General features: G+C 43.3%; 16 protein-coding genes. 3 read left to right on the top strand and 13 right to left on the bottom strand.

Translation table 11 applies throughout. From position 1 onward, the window contains the following. Positions 1-247: 247 nt before the first annotated feature. The 12 genes from PN499_RS24405 to PN499_RS24350 form a co-directional block, all read right to left on the bottom strand. Positions 248-1,054 carry a WecB/TagA/CpsF family glycosyltransferase gene (locus PN499_RS24405; RefSeq protein ID WP_007353905.1) on the bottom strand — a complete coding sequence of 269 codons (807 nt, stop codon included), beginning with the start codon at positions 1,052-1,054 and terminating at the stop codon, positions 248-250. Continuing rightward, positions 1,054-2,130 carry an NAD-dependent epimerase/dehydratase family protein gene (locus tag PN499_RS24400; RefSeq protein WP_007353904.1) on the bottom strand — a complete coding sequence of 359 codons (1,077 nt, stop codon included), beginning with the start codon at positions 2,128-2,130 and terminating at the stop codon, positions 1,054-1,056. The genes PN499_RS24405 and PN499_RS24400 overlap by 1 nt, the downstream gene beginning before the upstream one ends. Positions 2,131-2,237: 107 nt before the next feature. Then, complete coding sequence (locus PN499_RS24395) at positions 2,238-3,473, bottom strand: glycosyltransferase family 4 protein (RefSeq protein WP_272035418.1); 1,236 nt, start codon at positions 3,471-3,473, stop codon at positions 2,238-2,240. A 383-nt stretch (positions 3,474-3,856) separates the two neighbouring features. Further along, positions 3,857-5,017 carry a glycosyltransferase gene (locus PN499_RS24390; protein WP_272035416.1) on the bottom strand — a complete coding sequence of 387 codons (1,161 nt, stop codon included), beginning with the start codon at positions 5,015-5,017 and terminating at the stop codon, positions 3,857-3,859. A 10-nt stretch (positions 5,018-5,027) separates the two neighbouring features. Then, positions 5,028-5,954, bottom strand: coding sequence for a glycosyltransferase family 2 protein (locus PN499_RS24385; RefSeq protein ID WP_272035414.1), 927 nt, complete (start codon positions 5,952-5,954; stop codon positions 5,028-5,030). A gap of 5 nt (positions 5,955-5,959) precedes the next feature. After that, on the bottom strand, positions 5,960-6,961 hold the full coding sequence (locus PN499_RS24380) for a hypothetical protein (RefSeq protein ID WP_272035412.1): 1,002 nt from the start codon (positions 6,959-6,961) through the stop codon (positions 5,960-5,962). Positions 6,962-6,992: 31 nt separating this feature from the next. After that, entirely contained in the window at positions 6,993-8,135 is a 1,143-nt protein-coding gene (locus tag PN499_RS24375; protein WP_272035410.1) for a glycosyltransferase family 4 protein, read from the bottom strand. Between the two features lie 97 nt (positions 8,136-8,232). After that, a complete protein-coding gene (locus PN499_RS24370; RefSeq protein ID WP_272035408.1) occupies positions 8,233-9,480 on the bottom strand; it encodes a glycosyltransferase family 4 protein in 1,248 nt (415 codons plus the stop codon). Beyond that, complete coding sequence (locus PN499_RS24365) at positions 9,477-10,433, bottom strand: glycosyltransferase family 2 protein (RefSeq protein WP_272035406.1); 957 nt, start codon at positions 10,431-10,433, stop codon at positions 9,477-9,479. Before PN499_RS24365 ends, PN499_RS24370 begins: the two co-directional genes overlap by 4 nt. A 472-nt stretch (positions 10,434-10,905) precedes the next feature. Further along, positions 10,906-11,736 carry a glycosyltransferase family A protein gene (locus PN499_RS24360; protein WP_272035404.1) on the bottom strand — a complete coding sequence of 277 codons (831 nt, stop codon included), beginning with the start codon at positions 11,734-11,736 and terminating at the stop codon, positions 10,906-10,908. Positions 11,737-12,029: 293 nt separating this feature from the next. Beyond that, positions 12,030-13,376, bottom strand: coding sequence for a flippase (locus PN499_RS24355; protein ID WP_272035402.1), 1,347 nt, complete (start codon positions 13,374-13,376; stop codon positions 12,030-12,032). A gap of 53 nt (positions 13,377-13,429) precedes the next feature. Then, the gene (locus PN499_RS24350; RefSeq protein ID WP_272035400.1) at positions 13,430-14,773 is read right to left on the bottom strand and encodes an O-antigen ligase family protein; all 1,344 of its coding nucleotides are present in this window, start codon (positions 14,771-14,773) and stop codon (positions 13,430-13,432) included. A 220-nt stretch (positions 14,774-14,993) separates the two neighbouring features. Between PN499_RS24350 and PN499_RS24345 the strand changes: the two genes are divergently transcribed. The 3 genes from PN499_RS24345 (at position 14,994) to PN499_RS24335 (ending at position 19,719) form a co-directional block, all read left to right on the top strand. Further along, positions 14,994-16,511, top strand: coding sequence for a polysaccharide biosynthesis/export family protein (locus PN499_RS24345; protein ID WP_272035398.1), 1,518 nt, complete (start codon positions 14,994-14,996; stop codon positions 16,509-16,511). A gap of 32 nt (positions 16,512-16,543) precedes the next feature. Continuing rightward, positions 16,544-18,895, top strand: coding sequence for a GumC family protein (locus PN499_RS24340; RefSeq protein WP_272035396.1), 2,352 nt, complete (start codon positions 16,544-16,546; stop codon positions 18,893-18,895). Between the two features lie 458 nt (positions 18,896-19,353). Further along, positions 19,354-19,719, top strand: a complete 366-nt coding sequence (locus PN499_RS24335) for a response regulator transcription factor (RefSeq protein WP_007353891.1) — start codon at positions 19,354-19,356, stop codon at positions 19,717-19,719. A gap of 230 nt (positions 19,720-19,949) precedes the next feature. Here the strand turns inward: PN499_RS24335 and PN499_RS24330 are convergent. Beyond that, a partial coding sequence (locus PN499_RS24330) for a CHAT domain-containing protein (protein WP_272035393.1) occupies positions 19,950-21,481 on the bottom strand: 1,532 nt, incomplete at its 5' end.

The raw sequence follows: 21,481 nt of genomic DNA, 5'->3' as shown, positions 1-21,481 counted from the left end.
CTCAGCTTTTCTGTACATGGTGAGGGATGGTGATGCAAGGCTTTTGACCTATTTTACCTGTTTTTCTTGCACCATACTCTCCCTCCGCGATCGCATAACCCAGACTGCATCACCTCCGGGCACTGATTCAGCAAGCCCTAGCTATTAGCCAGGGACTTAAGTCCCTGGCGGCTTTCGTCTTTAAGTTGAAACGCCTTGGGTATTGCCGTGTCCCTTCATAAACCTGAAATATGCTGTATCAAAATTCCTAACCGTAACGCATTTCCTCCAAAGGGGGATCTGTGTCTTGAGGATCGAACCGCTTTAAGTTCAAAGACTGCAAAGTAAACAGCCAAATATAAAGCGGATTTAGTAAAAGATATCGCTTCCAAAGACGCTTCGGTTCCATTGCCAAGCGAAATACCCACTCTAAACCTAAACTAGCTAAAAACTCAGGAGCTTTAGCCAAATTACCGGCATGAAAATCGTAAGCTGCACCTACAGCCATTAATGGCATTGACAAATCATTGCGATATTCATAAGCCCAAACTTCTTGCCGAGGACAACCCAAACCAACGAAAGTAATTGCGGCCCCACTTTTGCGAATTTGTTCTACAATTTCTCGTTTTTCTTCCGCAGAAACTTGCTTAAATCGAGAAGGTTGAGAACCCGCAATTACTAACTTAGGAAAACGCTTGCAAAGATTATGGGATAATGCTTCAAGTACGGAAGGTTTAGAACCGTACAAGTAAATAGGCAATCCTTCTTCTGCTGCACGTTCGCATACTAATAACATTGTAGTTGGCCCGCAAACGCGATCGGGGAGCCCTGCATGATAGAGCAAATTTAATGCCCATCTTACAGGTTGTCCGTCTGGCAATACTAAGTCAAAATGATTGAGTCGGTAGCGATGAATTCTGTCAAGAACTCCCGTCATTACGCCATGAACTGCTAGAGCGGAAATAGACATTGGTTGGTGTTGGTGAGCGGCCGTAATAATAGTGCTAACAGCCGCTTCATAATCTAGAGAATTTACCAAAACACCAATGACATTTTTCTTCCCTTGATCTATCATTATGCTACCTCTTTTAACCAACGATCGCGGTTAAATTCGTAAATCTCCTCCAGGATTTGTTTGACATTATATTTCATCTGCCATTCGGGATAATGGCTGGCAAATCGCCCATTATCGCTAATCCACCAAATATGATCGCCAACTCGATTAGTTTCCCCATAGTTCCAATTCATTTTGCGACCAGTAATCTCCTCGCACATCTGAATGCCTTCTAGCATTGAACAATTGCTATGGCGACCTCCCCCAGCATTGTAAACTTCTGCCACTCTGGGAGCTTTAAAAAATTCATAAAATGCAGCAATTAAGTCCGCGCTGTGAATATTGTCACGCACTTGCTTGCCTTTGTAACCAAAAACTGTGTAAGGAGTACCCATTGCCGCACACTTCATTAAATAAGCTAAAAAGCCATGCAATTGAGTACCAGAGTGATTCGGCCCCGTGAGACACCCCCCCCGAAAACAGGCAGTTTTCATATTAAAATAGCGACCGTATTCCTGAACTAAAACATCAGCCGCTACCTTAGAAGCACCAAATAAACTATGCAGGGTGTGGTCAATGGACATATCTTCTCGGATGCCGCCTACATAAGTATGACTAGGATCGATTTCCCAACGATGCTCTAATTCTATCAAGGGCAAACGGTTAGGGGTATCGCCGTAAACTTTGTTAGTTGAAGTGAAAATAAATGGAGATTCAATTGCATATTGTCGGGTTGCTTCCAGCAGGTTTAGCGTGCCGTTGGCATTGACAGTAAAATCTGTCAGAGGCTCCCGCGCGGCCCAATCGTGAGAGGGTTGAGCTGCGGTATGAATTACTAACTTAATATCAGAACCATACTGCTTAAAAACCTTGGCAATGGCTTCATAATCGCGAATATCTGCTTCGACATGGTGATATTTGCCTTTTAAGGATTGCTCTAAACGTTGCCGATTCCAAGTAGTGGAGGCTTCGTCTCCAAAAAATACGCGGCGCATATCATTATCAATTCCCACCACATCAAATCCCTGGCTGGCAAAAAAATTAGATGCCTCGGAACCAATTAAACCAGCCGATCCAGTAATGATTACAACGCTCATTCGATTTTAGATGTTAGATTTTGGATTTTGAATTTTGTAGCTGTTATTTGTTATTTGTTACGGTTTTTTTTGACCTATAACTCTTAACTAATAACCAATGCACCCGCTCAAATTTTATCTTTTTTTTGGGCAACGATGTCTTCGCACAACTGGGCGAAGAAGCGACCGTTGACATCCCAATCATATACCTCTGCCACCCGTTTTTGACCTGCTTGACCCATGCGCGATCGCAACTCTGGATCGTTGGCCAAACGAGCGATCGCCTCAGCTAAGTCATTGACTGCCTGTTTGGGATGATAACCAGGCACTTTTATGCCCGTTTCAGCGGTCACTTGGGTAGAGGGCCCTCCTAGATCGAAACAGACGATCGGGCGACCTGCTGCCATCCCTTCTAGGCACGTCCACCCACCTGAATCGTGCAAGCTGGGGTGAATTAATACATGAGATTCTCCTAGCTTACCCAAACTTTCCTGGCGCGGCAGCCTCCCCCAGAACTTAATTTGAGAGGAAATGCCCATTTCTTCGGCTAGAGATTTCAGGCGATCGCGTTCCGGGCCGTCTCCCACCAGCCAATATTCAGCATTGGGCAAGTTGGCGATCGCAAATGCCCGTACCGCCAGGTGATAACCTTTCCAGTGCAGCAGCCGCCCCATACTGATGAACCTCAGAGGAGAATCCCCGGGCATTTTGCACTCTCGCAGCCGTGCCATTTCTGCCTTGGAGAGATACGCCTCGGAAAGCACCTGCACGTTTTTCGCACCCATAGCCTGCACCCGCTTCGCCGTATCCTCCGTTGTCGCCAAGGCTAAGATGCTGCGTCGGGCAGTAATCTTAGCAAAGGGATCGCTTTCCCCTAACTTCTGCGCCCATTCTCGCGCGGTTTCGTAAAGTTTTGCCTTGGAGCTAAAATCTGCCCAAAAAGCTTTGGGAGCAGCTTCACCGCCGCCTACGGGGCCCCAAATAAAAGGAATTGGCAGCAGTGAGATGAAGCTAGGCGACCAAAATTTAACGTAGGTAACGTGGCGGGCGATATCAAAACCTATTTTACGGTGGAGCGATCGCGCCACAAAATAAGCCAAAATTTGCCACAGATAGTAGTGCAGTTGCACTCCCCCCTGTCTGCCTTTAAAGTTTTCTTTCCAGCCTAGAGGCTCAAGGTAGATAAAGTGTAGGTTCGCGATCGGGCGTTCAGCAAGTTCAGCTTCAATAGCGTCACGGTAAAAGGTGCGAGTTAGTACCCAGACTTCTTGGTGTTTTGCTGCTTCTACCACCGTATTCCAGCCCACTCCTTCTTCGGAACCTTGTCCGGGTTCACAGGCAAAGGCAGATAAAAGAATTTTCATCTGTAGATTGTTAGTTGTTGGTGGTTACTCGTTCGTAGTTCGTCGTTAGTGGCTAGTGGTTCATGTTTCTCATCGCTAAGATCGAGATGGTTTTCCGCTGGGATTTGGTATTATTGAGGCCGTTGTTATTCTCAAGCCCACCTTCCATAGTATCAACTGTCACAGTACAAATTTTAACCTTTTGGAATTTTAGGCTGGCGAGCGCAAAAGAGATTTGCCTCTTACTGGCATAAAAAACCACTAACAAGGCTGGTAAAATTCCGCGTACAAACTGCTTGTGACACTCAAGACCGACAGAAGCGGGTTTCAACTAACAACTAACCACCAATTACTAACTAATAGCTAACCACCACAAATTAACACCAACTACCAACAACTAATAACTAACCATCCCCCATTAAAAATGATGTAACTTCAGCATAAGCTTCAGCAGCGCTGGCAGGAGTTGTGCGAGCAATTAACTGACGAGAAAAATCTCCCATTGACTGTATTAAATCAGGATCGTCTAGAAAGCTACGCATCGCCTCCGCTAACCTTTGAGGATCGTGGGGATCGAAAATGTAACCATTTTCTCCTTCTACAATCAGTTCACAGGCAGCCGCTGCATTAGAACAAAGTATCGGTTTGCCAAACACCATCGCCTCTGGCACCACCATCCCCCAGACATCCTCAAAAGTAGGAAATACAAAAATATCAGCTTGCTGAAAGTAAGCTCCCAAACTTCCATACTCAACCCATCCCACCCAAGTTATTTGGTCTTCAAGATCGCGCTCTTTAATAAACGCTTCAAGTTCCTCTCGTTGATCTCCCTTACCAACAATTAGCAGCGTATAATTAGAGTACCCCTGACTTTTTAGAACTGCACAAGCTTCTAGTAAAGTCTTAATTCCCTTCCTAGCTGTAATCCGCCCTACATACAGAAAGATTGGGCGCTGCAACTGCAAATTAGGCACAGTTGTTTTTTCCAATCTTTTCATCAGAGCTTCAGTATCAGGAACTAGATAAGTTCTAGTAAAGACTTGCTCTGGTTGAGCATTGAGTACTTCCACCAGATATTTTGTTCCCGCTTGGCTGTTAGAAACGAAGGCATCAGCAAACCGAGCCAGAATGCGTCGAGCAAAAGTCCGAAAACCCGAATCTCGAAAGTCAGAGTTGGGGGAACTGCCATCGTAAATAATTGCAATTCGCCAACCACAAAGCGGTTTGAGGACTACTGTCAAGACAGTCCACAGCGAAAAAGCTTGAGGAAAAACCACATGAGGTCGAAATTGCAGCAAGTAACCAATAATACTGGGAGATACCATTAGAAAGCCGCGATCGTAACCCATCTCTATCTTAGTCGTTTCAACAAATTTAGTCTCCCCTACTATTTCAATTGCCGAAGCTCCCGGTAGCGTTTCATCAAATCCCGGCCAAACGCGACCGGTATAAAACTTAGTCTGCTTAAAAATTTTAGTAAATTCTCTCAAGACTGGTTGCCAGTATGCTCCCAGTTCGACATCAGGGACAAGCCAAGCAATGCGAATTTGATCCCGATTCTGCATCCTCTTCACCTTAGTTTTTGTTGTTAGTTAATCCTAGTTTAGCCAAGACTGAAAGCCACACTAACCTCCGATAAGGTAGCAGCCAATAAATTGGCCACAATAAACCTCCGTGGCGCTGAGTAAATACTTTCCACTCACTAGCAGGTTGCAGAGTCGCATCTTTAAAGGCTAAACCTTTAGGCGTACTCATTTTTTGCAAGCCTTCCGTCAGATTTGATGCCGCCGTTTGTGTCACTTGCGGGTTTAGAGAGCAAGTTGCTAGATGACCCTTTGCGATCCAGACTGTACATCCTTTTTGCTTCGCTCGCAAGCCATAGTCCCAGTCAGCTATGTAGTGGACAAAGGCAGGATCGAGATTGCCGACAATTTGAGCGACGTTGCGAGGAATTAGGACGCAATTACCATGTATTGTTCCACAACTTTGAACTTCTTGAGTCGGTTCTAGAACGCGATATCGAAAAGGGAGTAAGAAGTTATCTCGCACAACGCCGCCGTAAGTAGTTTTACCTGTTTGGGGATCGCAGGTTGAACCCGATACAATTGCTTTGGTTTCTCCTCGTTCTAATAGTTCCTTGCTCGTTGCTAATAAGGTACTGATGGCTTCTGGATATAAGATGGTATCGTCATTTAGCCAGAGGTAGTAATCGGGATCGTCTTTCATGGCTTCAGTGAAAGCAAAGCGCATTCCACCGTTCCAAAAGAGGTTGCCATTGCCATGAAAAATCTTGACTTGAGGATAGGTTTCACTGACAACTTCCGCCGTACCATCAGTGCTAGCATCATCTACTAAATAGGTGGTGATGCTAACATCGGCGGGTAGATTTTGGTTGAACAAAGCCTCTAAACAAGCCAAGGTTTTTTGTTTGCGGTTGAAGCAAGTTAGAAGGACTGAAATTCTAGTATTGTTCATGTTTTCTAAATTAGCTGATTCTTCCATAATCGTCAAAGTTTTTTGAGCTTTCCTTCTCTCAGAACTGTTACCTTTTGTGATTGACGCGGGAGTAAGCTGCGTTTGATCTTCCTTAATCTTATCTTGAGGCTATCTATAAACAAAGCCTTTGTAATTAAAAATTTTCTGAGCCAGGGGGGAGTATTTACAGCTTTTAAGCAACGTTGTTGATATCGATCGTATAAGGGACTATAATAATCTTCATGATTATGTTCTTTGTCTTGTTGTAGGACGACATTGTTGGCTGTTTCCAAATTTCTTAAGGTCGGTGGCAGGTCAAAACTGTAGCCACTTACTAAGTCATACCATTTGGCTCCTTTTTGTGTTAATCGATAGCCTTGATCCATTTCCACAAATAAAGTCCAATCTGACTTGCCATCGAAAATCATTTTGTAGCTATCCAAAAGATTGTGATTGTATAATTGCAGGGCGTAGGATGTTCGGATAAAATAGTTTCCTCCGTTAGCGTAAAACCACTCTCTGCCATCTTTGTGGGAAAATAATATCATCTTTAAGCGAGCTGCATAAAGCATGGCAACTGCCGGATCTTGTTCATAGATTTTTTCGCATTCATTTAAATCTACAATCAAATCATCTGGAATTAAGTCTGCTTTAATTTGACCTCCAATTGTGGGAAACTCTAGGGGATATCTACTCGCCGGAGATGTCAAGTCGAGATAGTGTTCCTGAAACTGCCAGATATATTTTGGGGGAGAATCAAAGTAATTATCTATTAACAAACCAAAGTAATCTATTCTAGCACCTTGGTCAATCCCCCAATTTCTTCTCACTATAAAATGAACTTGTTTGTTGAAAACCCAACCTTTTTCTTTTAAGAAATTAGCAACTTTCTCTTGCTCTTTTTTATGATTAGAAGAGCAGTCTAAGATATAGATTTTATCTTGCTCTGGATCGAAGTTCCTGATTTTGTCAAAGTTGTCTAAAAACAGGGAAATTCGTTCGTAATTAAAAACTACTAAGTGAAAACGATCCATTTATTTTCCTCCCGTGCATCACTCAATAAAATTATAGCAGAGATAAGTAGACTTGTTTGGTTTGTTCCGCACAGTTCTCCCAAGAGAAAAGCTTGATTCTTTCTGTGCCGAACTGGATTAATTTTTCAGTTGTCTCCGTTGAAAACAAAACTTTTTCCATAGCCTCAGCAATATTATCAGGTTCATGCGGGTCAAATAATTCGGCGGCTTCTCCAACTACTTCAGGCATAGAACTTGTATTACTGCAAGCAACGGGACAGTTAAGTGCCATTGCCTCTAACAGCGGCATCCCAAACCCTTCGTAAAGCGAAGGATAAACAAAAAGCGCAGCATTTTGATATAAACTTGCCAGAAATTTATCATCTCCTGAAACATGAATCACTTTACCTTCTGGAAGTCCCAGTTCGCTAATATTATTGATTTCTTCACTAGAAAATACACGACTTCCAAAGCATACGAGCTGAAAATTATTTCGTAATTGACTGGAATTGGCATAGGCTTGCAATAGAGTTTTAAAATTTTTGTAAGTTCCTCTTTCTCCTACGTATAAAATATAGGGATGAGGGATTTTGGGAAGAAAACTATCGCTAGCATAGGTATTTAAAGAGTAGCCGTGATAGACTACAGATATCTTGCTAGGTTCTACATTTAAGATTTCTATTAAATCTTTTTTGGTATTTTCCGAAACACAAATAATTCTATCGGCTTGCTGCACAGCTTCTTTTTTTACCAAAGATGTTGGATCTTCTTGGGTATTAAATATTTTTTTGCTATTGAAAAAGTTACTGAACTTTTCGTGGATCATGTCGTGGACTGTAACTACCACTTTCACTCGCGGATCTGTTACGAGATTTTCAGAACTGTAATAAGTTTTGTGTAAAATATTGTGAGGATATTTTTTAAGCCAAATTTCGGACAACTTATGATTAAATTTCCCAACTAATTCATAGAGTGTTTTTTTTCGAGTATCAGGAATAGGAAATCCAACAATTAAGTTCGATTTATTGGGGGATTTATAACTTTTCAAATACTCGTTAACATAGGCAATTGCTAAAATTTTAACCTCTATATTTTTAGATTCAGCGAGGTGAGTTGCTACCTCATATATATATCTAGAAATACCACCATATTTCTGCCATGTAAAAACTTGATGGTCGTAGACAACTCTCAGCATATTAGACCTTAACCTTCAATAATTTGTTGACTTGATTCTACACTTGCTGAACAAAAGAGCGATTATATTGATATTGATTGCAATTTTTGAGATGGAATTAGAGGGGAACTAATTCTTTAAAAATAGATAGATATCGACTGGCTTGCAGTTTTTGGGTAAATTCTCGCTCGGCTTTTTGACGGGCGTTAGCGCAAAGTTTTTGATGTCTTTCTGGGTTTTCTAATACCCAGGTAATACCTTGGGCTAAATCTTCGCTTTTGTAAGGTTGAGCTAAGTAACCATTTTGTTGGTGATCGACGATATCTTTTAAGCCTGTGGCATTAAAGGCAACGACGGGAGTACCACAGGCGAGGGCTTCTGAGGCGGTTTGCCCAAAGGCTTCATAGACTGAAGGCACTACCATCACATCAGCGGCTGAATAGGCAAGGGCTAAGGTACTATCATCATACAATTTACCTAGATAGCGTACCTTAAAACCGAACTCGGACTGTTCGGTAGATTGTGAGGCCCCGAAAACTATGAGTTCTAATTGTTCTGGGTCGTGAGATTGGCTTAACTCTTTAATTGCTGACTGAAGTAAGGAAAATCCCTTCCAGCGATCGCCTGTTCCCTGCATAGCTCCAAATAATATCAGTTGTTTGTCTTGAGGTAAATTTAAGATGGTTCGTGCCTGTAGGCGGTTAATAGGCTTGAAAGTTTGAGCGTTAAGTCCATTGGGGATAACTTCTATTCTATACCCCTTGAAAAGTGAGCTTTCACTAGCGCATTTTGCTAACCACTTACTGGGACTAACTAGACAAAGGCTTAAATTTTTCCAAGCTTTCGCTTTTCGTTGCCATACCCAGCGGGAGAGATCGAAGTCTTTGCTGCTGTGCAGTTGCGGGCAACTACCGCAAGATTGAGTATAGCGATCGCAATCTTCCGTATAGTGACACCCGCCTGTAAAACCCCACATATCATGCAGCGTCCAAACTATGGGCTTATTAAACTTAGGCAGACTTTCTATTTGCAGAAATCCCTTACAAGCCCAGTGTAAATTAATAATATCCGGTGCTATTTCAGCCACTTTCGCAGGTAGAGAATCGGGCAGCCACTGGGTAGAAAATATGGCCGAATTGCGGTGTGAATACAGCCGCAAGGGTAAGTTATAGAGTGTCGAGCTGATTTCTTCAAATTTATGAGCTAGCTTCCCTTTAATCGGAATGACATTGGGATCGTCGCTGCTTTTATTTTGTACAAGGATTTGGGAACTTAGCCCTAGATGTTCTAAACCTTGGTGCAGCCGATAAGTTGCACGGGCTGCACCCCCTTCTCTATCAGAATAACTGAGAAGTAATACTTTCATAAACGCTTGCCATTAACTGGGCTTGCCTTAATTTTCAAAAGTTGATTCAGTTTGTATTGCACTTTTCTAATCATCGGTGGATCGTAATCGTATAAAGTATTTTGGGTGAAATTATCTGCTTGGGTATCCCGAATCAAAAAGGGAGAATGTTTCAGAGGAAATTCTAGAGGTTCTGTGGGCATATTATTATAAGGACTGTCAACATCTGGTGTATGAGTCCCCCCTGCCCCATGACCAATGTTAGAGACTAAATTGGTTTGAGAAATAATGTTCAATCCATTTTGAATGAAACTAGCAAATGCCCATTGAAAATCCCAGGTATTTAGTTTTCCTTCATAACAAAGTTGGAAAGCATTTGTCCACACTCTCACCGCGCGGGGATCTTTGAGAATATCTGTTAAAAAATTGCCATCGCGAATTTCCGGCCACAACTTCATATCTAAATCGTAGTGTTTCCAAGCTCGTCTCCAACTCGCCCAACTCCAGCAGTGAGTATAGCAAGAAAAGTAATAGCTATAGTCTGTTCGCTGTCGCCCAAATTGAACATTTTGACCAGAAATGGACATCACTCTTTGATCGTATCGATAGCGTTCCAGCAATTCTTCAGCAAAGCGGAAAAATGTAGGATCGGGCAGACAATCATCTTCGATAATAATTGCCTCTTCAACTGTATCAAATATCCAATCTATGCCGCTAGCAACGCGCTGCCGACAGCCTAAATTAGTGTCGGCATAATTTTTCAATACTTCACAGTCCCAATCTACTCGATCGATAATAGCTCTAACCGCAGCGCATTCTTTGTCTTCTCCTGGTCTATCTGCGCGGGGGCCATCAGCAACAACTAACAATTTAGGTGGTTTGATCTGACGAATTACCTCAAATACTTTGGCCGTTGTATCTGGACGTTTAAAGACAATAAAAGCAACAGGTGTTTTAATTTGGTAATTGGACATTACTTGGACTCTACTTATAGTTTAGTATCGGCAAGACTGACTCAGACCAATTTTATGCTTTGTAGCTGGCGCTTTCTGCGTCCCCAGAATGGATTGTTCTCGGAATCTACCGCACTTGTTTCGGTCATCAGTAGAAGGCAGAAGGCATTCCTCAGAAGGCAAAAGGGAAAATACTCAGGAAGCCTGCTTTGCAGTCATCGTTATTTTACCTTTTAAGTATCTACTCCTACTGATTGCCATCACTTGCTTTCGGTTGAAAGTAAAGATTATTCTAATTATAGTCTGCAAATTGGCTTAGACGTGCTAGCGTAGATTAAATTTACAATATCTTTATGTTGCATTTTGTGAAGTTCATAAAACTCATTCAGGACTTGCACAAAAGTATCCGTAACACCGCCATCTTGGCGGTGACTTGACCGCCTTTCGAGGAGGCATTACGGTTGATAATCAACCTTTCTTAAAAACAATTAAATTAGTTGCTGCTACGGGGATTGATTAATTGCTGATTAGCGCGATCTATCATATTTTGCAGTTCGCCACTGCTAATAATCGGAGCATAGGCATCGTAAAATCTCTTGCCATTAATAATGGATTGTTTTTTCACTCTTTCACTATTAAAAATTCTCATCCCACCAGCGCCAACATTTCTCACAAATGGGCTGGGATATAAGCCTACCTGGTATCCCCCTAACCAAGCTCTAACGCTCACCTCATCATCGTCAAACTGAAAGGGAGCATAATCTTGATTAATACCTCCTAGTTCCAAAAACTGTTTTCTTCTTAAAAATGTTGGAGCTCTATTAACAGATGTAGTAAACATAAATGGTATACCAGCTTTGGGTTCTATATAATGAGGTGTGCTATAAATCCGGTTCTTAAAAAGTCCAGGCCAACTCCCTATATCTCCAATTCTGCTATAGGTTGGCTCTTGATTAGGAAGCAGGGGATCTGGCATTAAAAAGTCTAAACCTTCTCTACCACCTAATATTAGTAACTCTGGTAAAGCTTCAAACAAAACCAGTGCCTGCTCTACCCAAGTATTATTATAGGGAGGGATATCATCATCTTGGAGCAAACAAACAAATTCGCCTTTTGCCATCCCGATCGCTCGGTCGTATGTTCTCACCTCGAACAAGTCATTACAGCGCAGCAAAAAGTCATTGGGTCTGTCAAGGTATTTCATGAACTCTGCGTAAGAACCATCCCTAGAGCCATCATCAATAACTATCAGTTCTTCAACAGAGGTTGACCTGAGTGCATTAATGATACTTTTAATGTTAGGTTTTTTATTGAAAAATTGCACAATCAGTGAAAGTTTCGGGTTGCTTATATAAGCAGAACTTTTGTTTGAAGTTCGAGAACTGGTCACGGTCTTCTTTAATTTTCGTTCATGCCTCTGATTCGCTAGTTGTAACCATTTCCTAAATAACTTTGCTTTTAAAGACTCCATTGCTTCTCCTTAGTAAGGTCAAAATTTTAGCTGTGAATAAAATTATAGCAAACAAGTGAAAGCTATGCAAAATTACACCTTGATATGTATCCAATTATTCTTCATTTCGTAACTTCCTCACTTTTAATGTATTGACAAAAATCTGTTTATCTCCTCGTGGATAATTGACCTATTTTCTTGATAATATCGACTAGAAAAATTGCTTTCGTTTGCATCCAAAACATCTTTCTAGTTTTCGGGTAAAGTGCGTGGGCTAAATAAGAAGCTGACATCTGTGCAATCAGAGTAGCAATCCCTGCTCCCAAACCACCATAGCGGGGAATTAAAATAAAGTTCAATATAATATTAACAACTGCGCCCACAGCGGTTGTCGCGGCTGAAAGATTTAAGAACCCTTCTGTAATTAGCCATGTACTTCTGGCGATTCCCAAACAGACAAACAGCCCAGCCCAAATCAGAACCGTTAAAGAGGGAGCAGCACCAAGATAGTTTTTTCCATACAAAAGAATCACTATCGGCTGTGCAAACAGCATCACAGGAATTGCAACTGCATAGGATATTAAAGACATTAAATATAAGAGTTTTTGCAGGCGCTCCGTATAAAGAGTTTCACTAATGTCTTTAGCTTTAACAACCGATGGGAAAACAGAGCCAACTATAGCCATAGGCACAAAATACCAGAGTCCAGAAACTTTTACGGCCGCTGCATACAGTCCTAATTCTTCCGCGCTACTAAGTTGTTTCATCATGATCTGATCGATCTGCATATAAATAAAGATCATGAAGTCGGATAAAATCATCGGCCAGCTTTGCTTGAGCAATTCCAGAGCAAGCTTGCGGTTAAATTGCCATCTTAATATCTGATTCCCATTTGCTTGATAAACAATCACAAAGCCCACAGCCCTTAAAGCATATTCAGCACTAAATATCCAGGAAAATGCAATCAATGAAGCTCGGAGATTAATGAGGATAACTTTAACAACACTCATAATCAAATAAGCCGCATTCGTAGACAAAACGGTATATTTTGATTGCACTTGCGATTGGAACCAGAAGTCGATGGTTTCAAAAGGCTGAAACAGGGTTACTAATGCTGTTACTCCTACCAACAATTGAGTATAGGGTTCGGTAGGATTTAGAAAAATTACTGTAACGATGGTTAATGACAAAGCCATCAAGCCACCAATGTTTTTTAGGACAAAAACTGTACCCAGAATTTCTTCCTTATTAGACGAATTCCGAGATAGATCGCGAATCACGATCGAACCCAATCCAAGGCTGGCAATGGGAGCAAACAGCCCTGCTGTCGCGATCGCATAATTAAGCAAACCAAATCTCTCCGGTTGTAGGTAACGAGCAACCCACAACCCTACTAGCAAACCCAGACCTAGCTGCAATATCTTGTCAGCAAATAGCCAAGTTGTGTTGGCAATCACCTTACGTAGTCCTGGGCTGAGCTGATCTATAAACGCAAAGAGCTTGTCTAATATCATAAGTTTTCAATTCGTTACAAAGCAGGTGATTTTTCAAAAAATGCTCTTTCCGTTTAAATCTTTACTGAAATGTCTTGACTCAGGCGGACTGACATAACAATGTACCAAAACCAAATGCTGGTTGTCCCAAAAAGACCTGTTTCCGTAAGGTTTGTCATTAGTGTATAGGTCAAGATGAAAAGAGGCAAGCCTGCTTCGGGAAGTTGCGTGCGAGTTAAATATACGACTCCTTTCACAAGATTGTTTAAAAATGAAAACATAAATAATATCAATCCTCCCCAACCTAAATCGCAGGCTAAATCTAAAAAGCCATTGTGAGAATGAGGGGGGACAAATTGACTTTTAACTATGATAATACTATGGGCGGGATTTTCCAAACCCCGCCAAGGTTGCCAAAAACCCGCAACTCCAAACCCCAGGAGGGGACGCTCGTTAATTTTCTCTACGATTTGCGGCCAAAATTCCGTTCGCCCCGTCAATGTCATATCTTTTTTGAGACCATCCACAACAATCGCCTCCAGATTATTAATCACCACAATTGCCAGACAAATGCTGATAATTAGGAAAAGTATGACTGAAATCACAGCCCACTGCACCGGCAATTTTTTGATGACACTGAGATAAAACCAAAGGCCTAATAAGATAATAACCAAGATTCTGCTTGCTCCGCTACACCCTTTTTGGACTGCCAAGGAAGCCAACAAACCAAAAACAATCGCCAAACGCCTATTTTTAGGCGAATAAAAGGCAAATAAAAACCATAAAACCGCTGTTTGAGCCATAAAAAATGAAAACTGGTTCTTGTGACCCAGTATTCCATTCCAGCACCCAGCCTCATCCGCATTGGTTTTCAACAGGCTCCACAACAGAACAAATAAGTTGACCACACGCCACCAAGGATATAGCTCTTGCCAACTATATTGCTTTCCTATGTAAATAGCGATAACTGTTACTTCTAAAATCACTAAACCATTTTTGAAGCTGACATCACTCGTATCTGACCACAAAAGTGAAAATAAGATCATAAATAAAAGTATTGCTAACGACGGATCGCTACTCATCGTCATTAAGAACGCTTTTAAATAATCTTTCAGAGTAGAGCGCAGCCGAGGAAATAATACGAATAGAAAAGCAGCATAGATTCCGATCTGTCCGATGATGGTGGGAGGTGTTGTCTGGTTGGTTGCCATTACTAGCGGGTGCAACTTAGTAAAAGGCATCACTCCTGCACCTGACGCTCCTGAAATCGCAAATAAAAATATGCCAGCAATGATTTTTTCCAGATTTAACCCGATTTTTTTGTTCTTGGCTACTGCTTGATAAGTTAATATCAGTACAATGAGAGCGATCGCTATAATAATTAGTAAAAATAGAGGATCGCGGAGAATTTCTTTCATTTGTAGTACCGACCTTAAATATTTCTTTTTATTTACTGTCTAGCAAAAATAAACTAGGAGCGGGTCTGTCTTTAAATATAGTCAAGCTTTCTCAAAACTGCCAGAGCTAGCGAGCAGATGACTTAAGTATATTTCCTTCTGACTAAGGCTCGGTGCCTTTTGCCTTCTAGGGAGAACCCACAGTTTGGCAGTTTTTCGCCCACTAGGTTAGATTAAAATCATGAAGCAAATTACGTTGTATATTGCGAACGCAAGTTTGCCCAGACAAATCGTCCCCCTCTTGACCGGTCTGAGCCTGTTAGCGATCGCAGGTGTCGCTTCTCCACAGCCAACGGTCGCCCAACAGCAAATTGCACAGAATGCCGCTCCCCCTCCTTCGGGAGCCAACTACTCGAACGCAACGGGAACTTACACTTTAGGAGGCGGAGACAACATTCGCGTCGATATTTTCGACTTGCCTCAACTCAGCGGCAACTACCAAATTCCGGCGGGTGGCGTGATCCAGTTACCCCTAATTGGCAGTATTTCCATCCAGGGGCTAACCCTGGAGGAAGCAACAACTGCTATTTCCAATGCCTACGCCCCTGTCCTCAAACGCCCCCAGATTACAGTTAGCTTGCAAGCGACGCGCCCCCTCAACGTCTGGATTTCAGGAGAAATTAACCGCCCCGGCTCCTATAGCATTCCCCTAACATCAGGAGCGGGCAATGTCCCTTCCGTGCAATTTCCCACTTTAGTGCAGGCGATTGAACGAGCTCAGGGCGTGACCCAAATTGCTGACATTCGGCGGGTAGAAGTGCGGCGGCGAGCGGGGGGAGTTGGTCAAGCGCAAGTCATAACCTTTGACCTGTGGCAATACTTACAGACTGGCACCGTATCTGCGGACATCACCTTGCGGGATGGAGATGCGATTTTCATACCCACAGCGGCAGCAGTCAATCTAGCAGAAGCTCGCCAAATCGCAATTTCTACCTTTGCTCCTCCTCCTAGTCAAGCTCGCACAGTAGCGGTGGTAGGAGAGGTAACTCGCCCAGGGAGATATGTTGTAGTCGGAGGAGATACCTTATCCGCCCAAAGCGTCCAAGGACTGCCAACAGTTACCAGAGCAATTCAGCTAGCTGGAGGTCTCAAGCCCCAGGCTGATATTCGCCAGGTGCAGGTGCGTCGCCCTACCAGTGCTGGTTCCGAACAAATTTTTAGTGTTAACCTCTGGCAACTTTTAGAGAGCGGCGATGTCAATCAAGATACGATTTTGCAAGACGGAGACACGATTATAATTCCCACTGCTACGGAAATTAACCCCGCAGAAATATCTGCGATCGCAGACGCTAGCTTTTCTCCGGCAAAAATTCAAATCAACGTTGTGGGAGAAATAGTCAGACCAGGATTGGTAGAGGTACCCACCAACACCACCCTAAACCAAGCGCTGATGGCAGCAGGAGGATTCAACAGTAGTAGAGCTAAAAAGGGTTTTGTAGAACTCCTCCGCCTCAATTTCGACGGCACTGTATCCCGGCGCATCGTAGAAATTGATTTTACTCAAGGAATCAACGAGCAGACCAACCCCCTCGTCCGAAATAAAGATATCATTGTAGTCAGGCGCTCTGCCACAGCCGGAGTTGTAGACACTGTTAACCTGATTTTAAATCCTACTGCTGCCCTTCTGGCAGTACCGAGCATTGGGAATGCTGTCCTCTCATTGCTCAACAGCTTGGGACTTATTCGATTGGCTAAATAACACTTTATTAGCGAAGGAAGCAATTAAAAAATATGGATACAGAATATCATTTCCAGCCAACAACATCGAAGCGCAATGGGGGGGCTATGCCTCAACCAGGGCCAAACCTCTCTCCAGGGAATAACGATAGTAGCGATCAAGAGCCTTTAGATTTAGGCTGGCTATTTGCGGTAATGCGGAGAAGGATGGGGATCATGGTAACGATCGCGGTCATACTCAGCGGAATTTCCGGGTCGTTGGTACTGTGGAAAACCAAGCAAATTACCAGACTCTATCAAGGCAGTTTCCAGGTTTTAGTAGAACCAATCACGGCAGAAGGTCGATTGTCTCAATTGCTGATCCAGTCTCAGAGTGCAAACTTCAGTGCGGATGAAGTTAACAAAGTTGGTTCCTCTGTCGAAGACAGCAGTATGGTAGACTATCAAACTCTATTGCGAGTGCTAAAGAGTCCCAAACTTCTGGAACCGCTGGTTAAAAAACTACAAGCTAACTATCGAGAAGTTAGCTACACAAAGCTCAATACTCAGTTAAAAATTAACCGAATTACTTATGCTAAAGATGGGAAAGAAGCTGGCACGAAAATTATAGAATTTACTTACCAGGATAAAGACCTGGATAAAATTAAGTTTGTCCTGGATACAGTTTCTAAATACTATTTAGAGTACAGCCGCCAAGAGCGTCTAAAACAGACTACAAAGGGCATGGAGTACATTGATAGCCAGCTCCCAGCACTGCGGATGCGAGTCGATCAACTACAGCGACAACTGCAATCCCTGCGCCAGCAGGCTAACCTGAGTTTACCAGAATTAACTAGCAGAAGCTTCGCCGATCAAGGAAACGCTATTGGATCTAATCAAGTCACTCTCCAAGCCCAGCTCGCTGAAACCAGAAAGCTATACAGTAACCTGAAGGCACAGGTAGAACAGGGCAATATTGCCGGGGTAGTGTCAGTTAACCCGAAAGGTTACGAAACCTTAATCAACCAGCTTCAGACACTAGAAACTCAACTAGCAATTAGTGCCACTCAATTTCGCGAAGACAGTCCGCCGATGCAGTCTTTGCGAGAAAAGCAGCAAAATGTGCGCGGTTTGTTAGAGAAAGAAGCTCAATTGACACTCGACACAGTAGCAGGCCAAATCCAGCAGCTAGAAGCTAGAGAGCGTAGCTTAGCAGCAAGTGAAGATAGTCTAAATAAAAATATCAGAGAATTACCATCCGTCCTCCGCCAGTATGGAGATTTGGAGCGAGAATTGGGGGTAGCGACAGAGAGCTTGAAGGTATTCTTATCTAAACGAGAAACCCTCAAACTAGGCGTAGGACAGCAAGACACGCCGTGGACGATCATTAATGAACCCACGATCCTCACAACTGAATTCGGTAAACCTTTATCGGTGACTGTTACCAATAAAGGTAAAAACTTAGCGATCGCATTAGTATTGAGCATCCTATTTGGCGTAGCAGTAGGCTTTGTAATAGAAGTGCTCAATACAGTTTTCCATACCCCAGAAGAAGTGAAATGGGGAACGAAACTACCAGTATTAGGGTTAGTTCCGCAGACGAAAAAACTTAAGAGAATCACCAAGAAATCTAAGCAGCGAGCATCAGTTAAGAATGTTAATGATGGAACTCTAGGCAAAAGCCCACAACTACAGTTGGGCGGTAGTAAATTACACGGGGATTTAGATTATTCCTTTTTAGAAGCCTTTCGTTCCCTGTACACAAACATCCGCTTGCTAACCCCAGGGAGATCGATGCGTTCCTTAGTGATCGGTTCAGCAGTGACAGGAGATGGCAAGTCTACCATCGCTTTTTATCTGGCAAGGACAGCGGCGGCAGTCGGCTTACGGGTGTTGCTCGTAGATGCGGATTTGCGCTTACCTCAACTCCATCTGCGCTTAGGCTTACCCAATGTGCGGGGACTCAGCGATGCGATCGCCACAGACCTCAGCCTCAACGATGCGATCCAGCGATCGCCAGACGAAGACAACCTCTTCGTACTCACAGCAGGTTCCACCCCGCCTGACCCGATCAAACTCCTATCATCGAAAAAAATGCTCTATCTCATGGAGCAATTTCAAGCCTTTTTCGACTTAGTGATCTACGACACTCCGCCCCTCGTCGGTCTAGCAGACGGACACATCCTCGCTGCTCACACCGACGGTACGATTTTAGTAGTAGCGCTCGATCGCACCGATCGCTCTCTCGTCACCAAAGCATTAGAGGGATTAAAAATTTCCGGTGCTTCTGTCTTAGGAACCGTCGTTAATGGCATTAAAAACTCCGACCAGACCTCAATGCACCGCCAAGTAAATTTTGAAAGCCTTTACAGCAATCAACTGGAGACATTAGGTACTCAAAATAACAACAGCGCTCAAAAATTCTGATCGACCTCGAATAGATTTAATAGTAAGAATTCTTCTCTCCCTCTCCTTGCAGTCGAGGGGTAAGGGGATTGGTCAAACAATTTTTTGGGGAGAATGAAACAGGTCTCCTGAGCTAGGGGGGGAAGGGTAGGGGGAAGAGGTCAGATTCCCTCTTCAGGCAAAATCGGGATACTCCCCTGAGATAGCGCCGCGCAGGACGCTGAGAGCAAACTCAGACTTGCAGTTTTCTAAGCGCTACCCTCCACAGCATTTTTTTGTCTAACAATGCTATTTTTACGATAGAGTGATAAAGTAGCAAAAAGCCCTAGGTGTGTCAACCGAGATTCCTCGGAATTATTAAGAGCAATGATAAGGAAATGATGAGACGTGGGTAAACTCTATATAACCAATCACAATTTAAATTGGGGTACGCTACCCTTGCTTGTTAAGGTTTCAACCCAGAAACTAGGTAGGAATATATGAGTACAGTTATGGTTGTTGACGACAGCGTTACCCTGCGGGAGATGATCGCCGATCTGCTCAAAGGCAGAGGATTAAATGTTACTGTCGCCAGTGACGGCGTAGAAGCTCTAGAGCAAATCAAAGCTAATTGCCCCGATCTAGTCGTTCTGGACATCGTTATGCCCCGGATGAATGGCTATGAAGTTTGTCGGCGGCTCAAGAGCGACCCCAAAACCCAAAATTTACCTGTGGTAATGTGTTCGAGCAAAAGTGAAGAATTCGATCGCTACTGGGGGATGAAGCAAGGAGCCGACGCTTATATCGCTAAGCCTTTTCACCCACAGGAATTAGTCGGAACTATTAAACAACTCCTGCGCGGGTAGTGGTGTGTCCCATTGTCCGCAGACAAGTTTATAGTATCCTATGTTTCAAAGTTGGCGATCGCAAAACCTATAGCAACCGCCAACACTTTCCTCGTACCCTTCTAGAAAACTAAATTTTATAGCAACTGCCAAAGCCGTTAGGACGTTCTGACACTCCTGAAACTATTAGATTCTATTTCCTTCTTCCCCTAGCCCCTAGCTATACCTTTCTGCCTTCTGCATAAAGTTATTTACCAAGGACTGCCAATCATCACAAACGCCGACCAATAGAAAGGATGCGATAAATTCCGATCTCCAAGTTTGAGGAGGGGTTCCGGCAAATCAACAGTCGCCCCATTCGATATCCGTAACTGACCTCCCTGCAAACGCACCTCTCCCCGTAGCATCGCCATTTGTGCCTGACGCAAGGCAGCCGCCTTGATTGGTGCACTTTTCAACTGCCCATAAAACTCAGTCATCAATCCCAAAGTACCCTCATCGCTGACATACCAAAGACTCGCCAACGCCGTCTTTACACCCGCCTGCACTGCCAAACCCCCAAAACCTAACTCAGCATCTCCATCCCCTACCGCAGTCTTACAAGCACTCAAAACCAATAATTCCACAGCCGGGTTATTCAATCTTAGCTGCTGTAGCTGATCGAGCTGTAGCCGACTATCCCACAGTTGAATAAAAGAATTGCTGGGTGCTCCTGGTTGAAACTCCCCGTGAGTAGCCAGGTGAATAATACCAAAAGGCTGAGTCTCTCGTTGTCGCCTAAAATTTTCGAGAGTAAAACCCTCATTGAGAAAACCCACCCCCGGCCATTCTGACATAATCGTGGCGATCTCGAGCGGCACTGCTGGTAAAGGATTTAAATTAATAAATCGTGACGCTCCCATTGCCAACACAGGGGAATTTTTGACATCTACGTAGCGAGTATCCGTTAAATTAATGCTGGGAATGAGGCTGAGGTTGTACTTTTCCATCAAAAACTTTTGGCCATCGTGCAAAGCAGCAATAGGGATACCTCGCAGACCTTTATCCATCGTAAATGCGATCGTATCAATGCCACGCTCTTGCAGAGTTGGCTCTAAAGGTGTAACCATCCACTTGTAAAGTAACTGTGCAGAGGCGCGGTAAATTGTGCTATTTCGGAAACGGGGATTAGTAATATCATTTCTGAACTCTGTTATCACCTTTAATAACTCGTCCCGCTTAGCTTCCGGAACAGCTTTGTGAACTATAGATCCCGATGATGTTACTAGCACTAATTCTAGTTGTTCCGGTCGCGAGAACATATAAATCAAGCTTGGTTTTGTACCAGTTTGCTGTTCAATAATTTTCAAACTGTTTTGAATATCGTTGAGAGAAGAAAATCCCACTGTTAAGTTACGTCCGAGGTATTCTCCAAATTCTTGAGTGAATGATTTTTCGATCAGTCCTAATGCCTGAATGATATTACCGGAATTGAAACTCAGATCGATGTTTGCACGGAAAGTAGAGTTAAAAACTGCTTCTGTGGCGTTTTCGCTAGTCAGGTTGCGGAGGTTATTTCCTAACTCAATTAAATTTGGTTGTAAAGCAGTTGAGGGCTTTTGGAGGTCGAGGGAGATGCTAACTGGGTTTTGAGTTGGTGGCAGTATAACCGATGGGTTTGCGATCGGGATTTCTGGGGAAGTTGGTGGTAGCGGAGCGGGTGATATTGGAATTGGCGGAGTTGGTGGGATCGGAGTGGGAATGAAAATTGGAGTGGGAGTGGGAGGGGGAGTGGGAATTGGCG

This window comes from Kamptonema animale CS-326 (assembly GCF_028330895.1).
Lineage (GTDB): Bacteria > Cyanobacteriota > Cyanobacteriia > Cyanobacteriales > Microcoleaceae > Kamptonema > Kamptonema formosum.
This window is presented reverse-complemented; position numbering and strand designations above follow the sequence as displayed.

Excerpts from the sequence above, each read along its gene's own strand:
- PN499_RS24380 (WP_272035412.1), bottom strand. The coding sequence starts at position 6,961 with ATGGATCGTTTTCACTTAGTAGTTTTTAATTACGAACGAATTTCCCTG.
- PN499_RS24405 (WP_007353905.1), bottom strand. The coding sequence starts at position 1,054 with ATGATAGATCAAGGGAAGAAAAATGTCATTGGTGTTTTGGTAAATTCT.
- PN499_RS24350 (WP_272035400.1), bottom strand. The coding sequence starts at position 14,773 with ATGAAAGAAATTCTCCGCGATCCTCTATTTTTACTAATTATTATAGCG.
- PN499_RS24370 (WP_272035408.1), bottom strand. The coding sequence starts at position 9,480 with ATGAAAGTATTACTTCTCAGTTATTCTGATAGAGAAGGGGGTGCAGCC.
- PN499_RS24390 (WP_272035416.1), bottom strand. The coding sequence starts at position 5,017 with ATGCAGAATCGGGATCAAATTCGCATTGCTTGGCTTGTCCCTGATGTC.
- PN499_RS24395 (WP_272035418.1), bottom strand. The coding sequence starts at position 3,473 with ATGAAAATTCTTTTATCTGCCTTTGCCTGTGAACCCGGACAAGGTTCC.
- PN499_RS24355 (WP_272035402.1), bottom strand. The coding sequence starts at position 13,376 with ATGATATTAGACAAGCTCTTTGCGTTTATAGATCAGCTCAGCCCAGGA.
- PN499_RS24385 (WP_272035414.1), bottom strand. The coding sequence starts at position 5,954 with ATGGAAGAATCAGCTAATTTAGAAAACATGAACAATACTAGAATTTCA.
- PN499_RS24345 (WP_272035398.1), top strand. The coding sequence starts at position 14,994 with ATGAAGCAAATTACGTTGTATATTGCGAACGCAAGTTTGCCCAGACAA.
- PN499_RS24335 (WP_007353891.1), top strand. The coding sequence starts at position 19,354 with ATGAGTACAGTTATGGTTGTTGACGACAGCGTTACCCTGCGGGAGATG.
- PN499_RS24365 (WP_272035406.1), bottom strand. The coding sequence starts at position 10,433 with ATGTCCAATTACCAAATTAAAACACCTGTTGCTTTTATTGTCTTTAAA.
- PN499_RS24340 (WP_272035396.1), top strand. The coding sequence starts at position 16,544 with ATGGATACAGAATATCATTTCCAGCCAACAACATCGAAGCGCAATGGG.
- PN499_RS24400 (WP_007353904.1), bottom strand. The coding sequence starts at position 2,130 with ATGAGCGTTGTAATCATTACTGGATCGGCTGGTTTAATTGGTTCCGAG.
- PN499_RS24375 (WP_272035410.1), bottom strand. The coding sequence starts at position 8,135 with ATGCTGAGAGTTGTCTACGACCATCAAGTTTTTACATGGCAGAAATAT.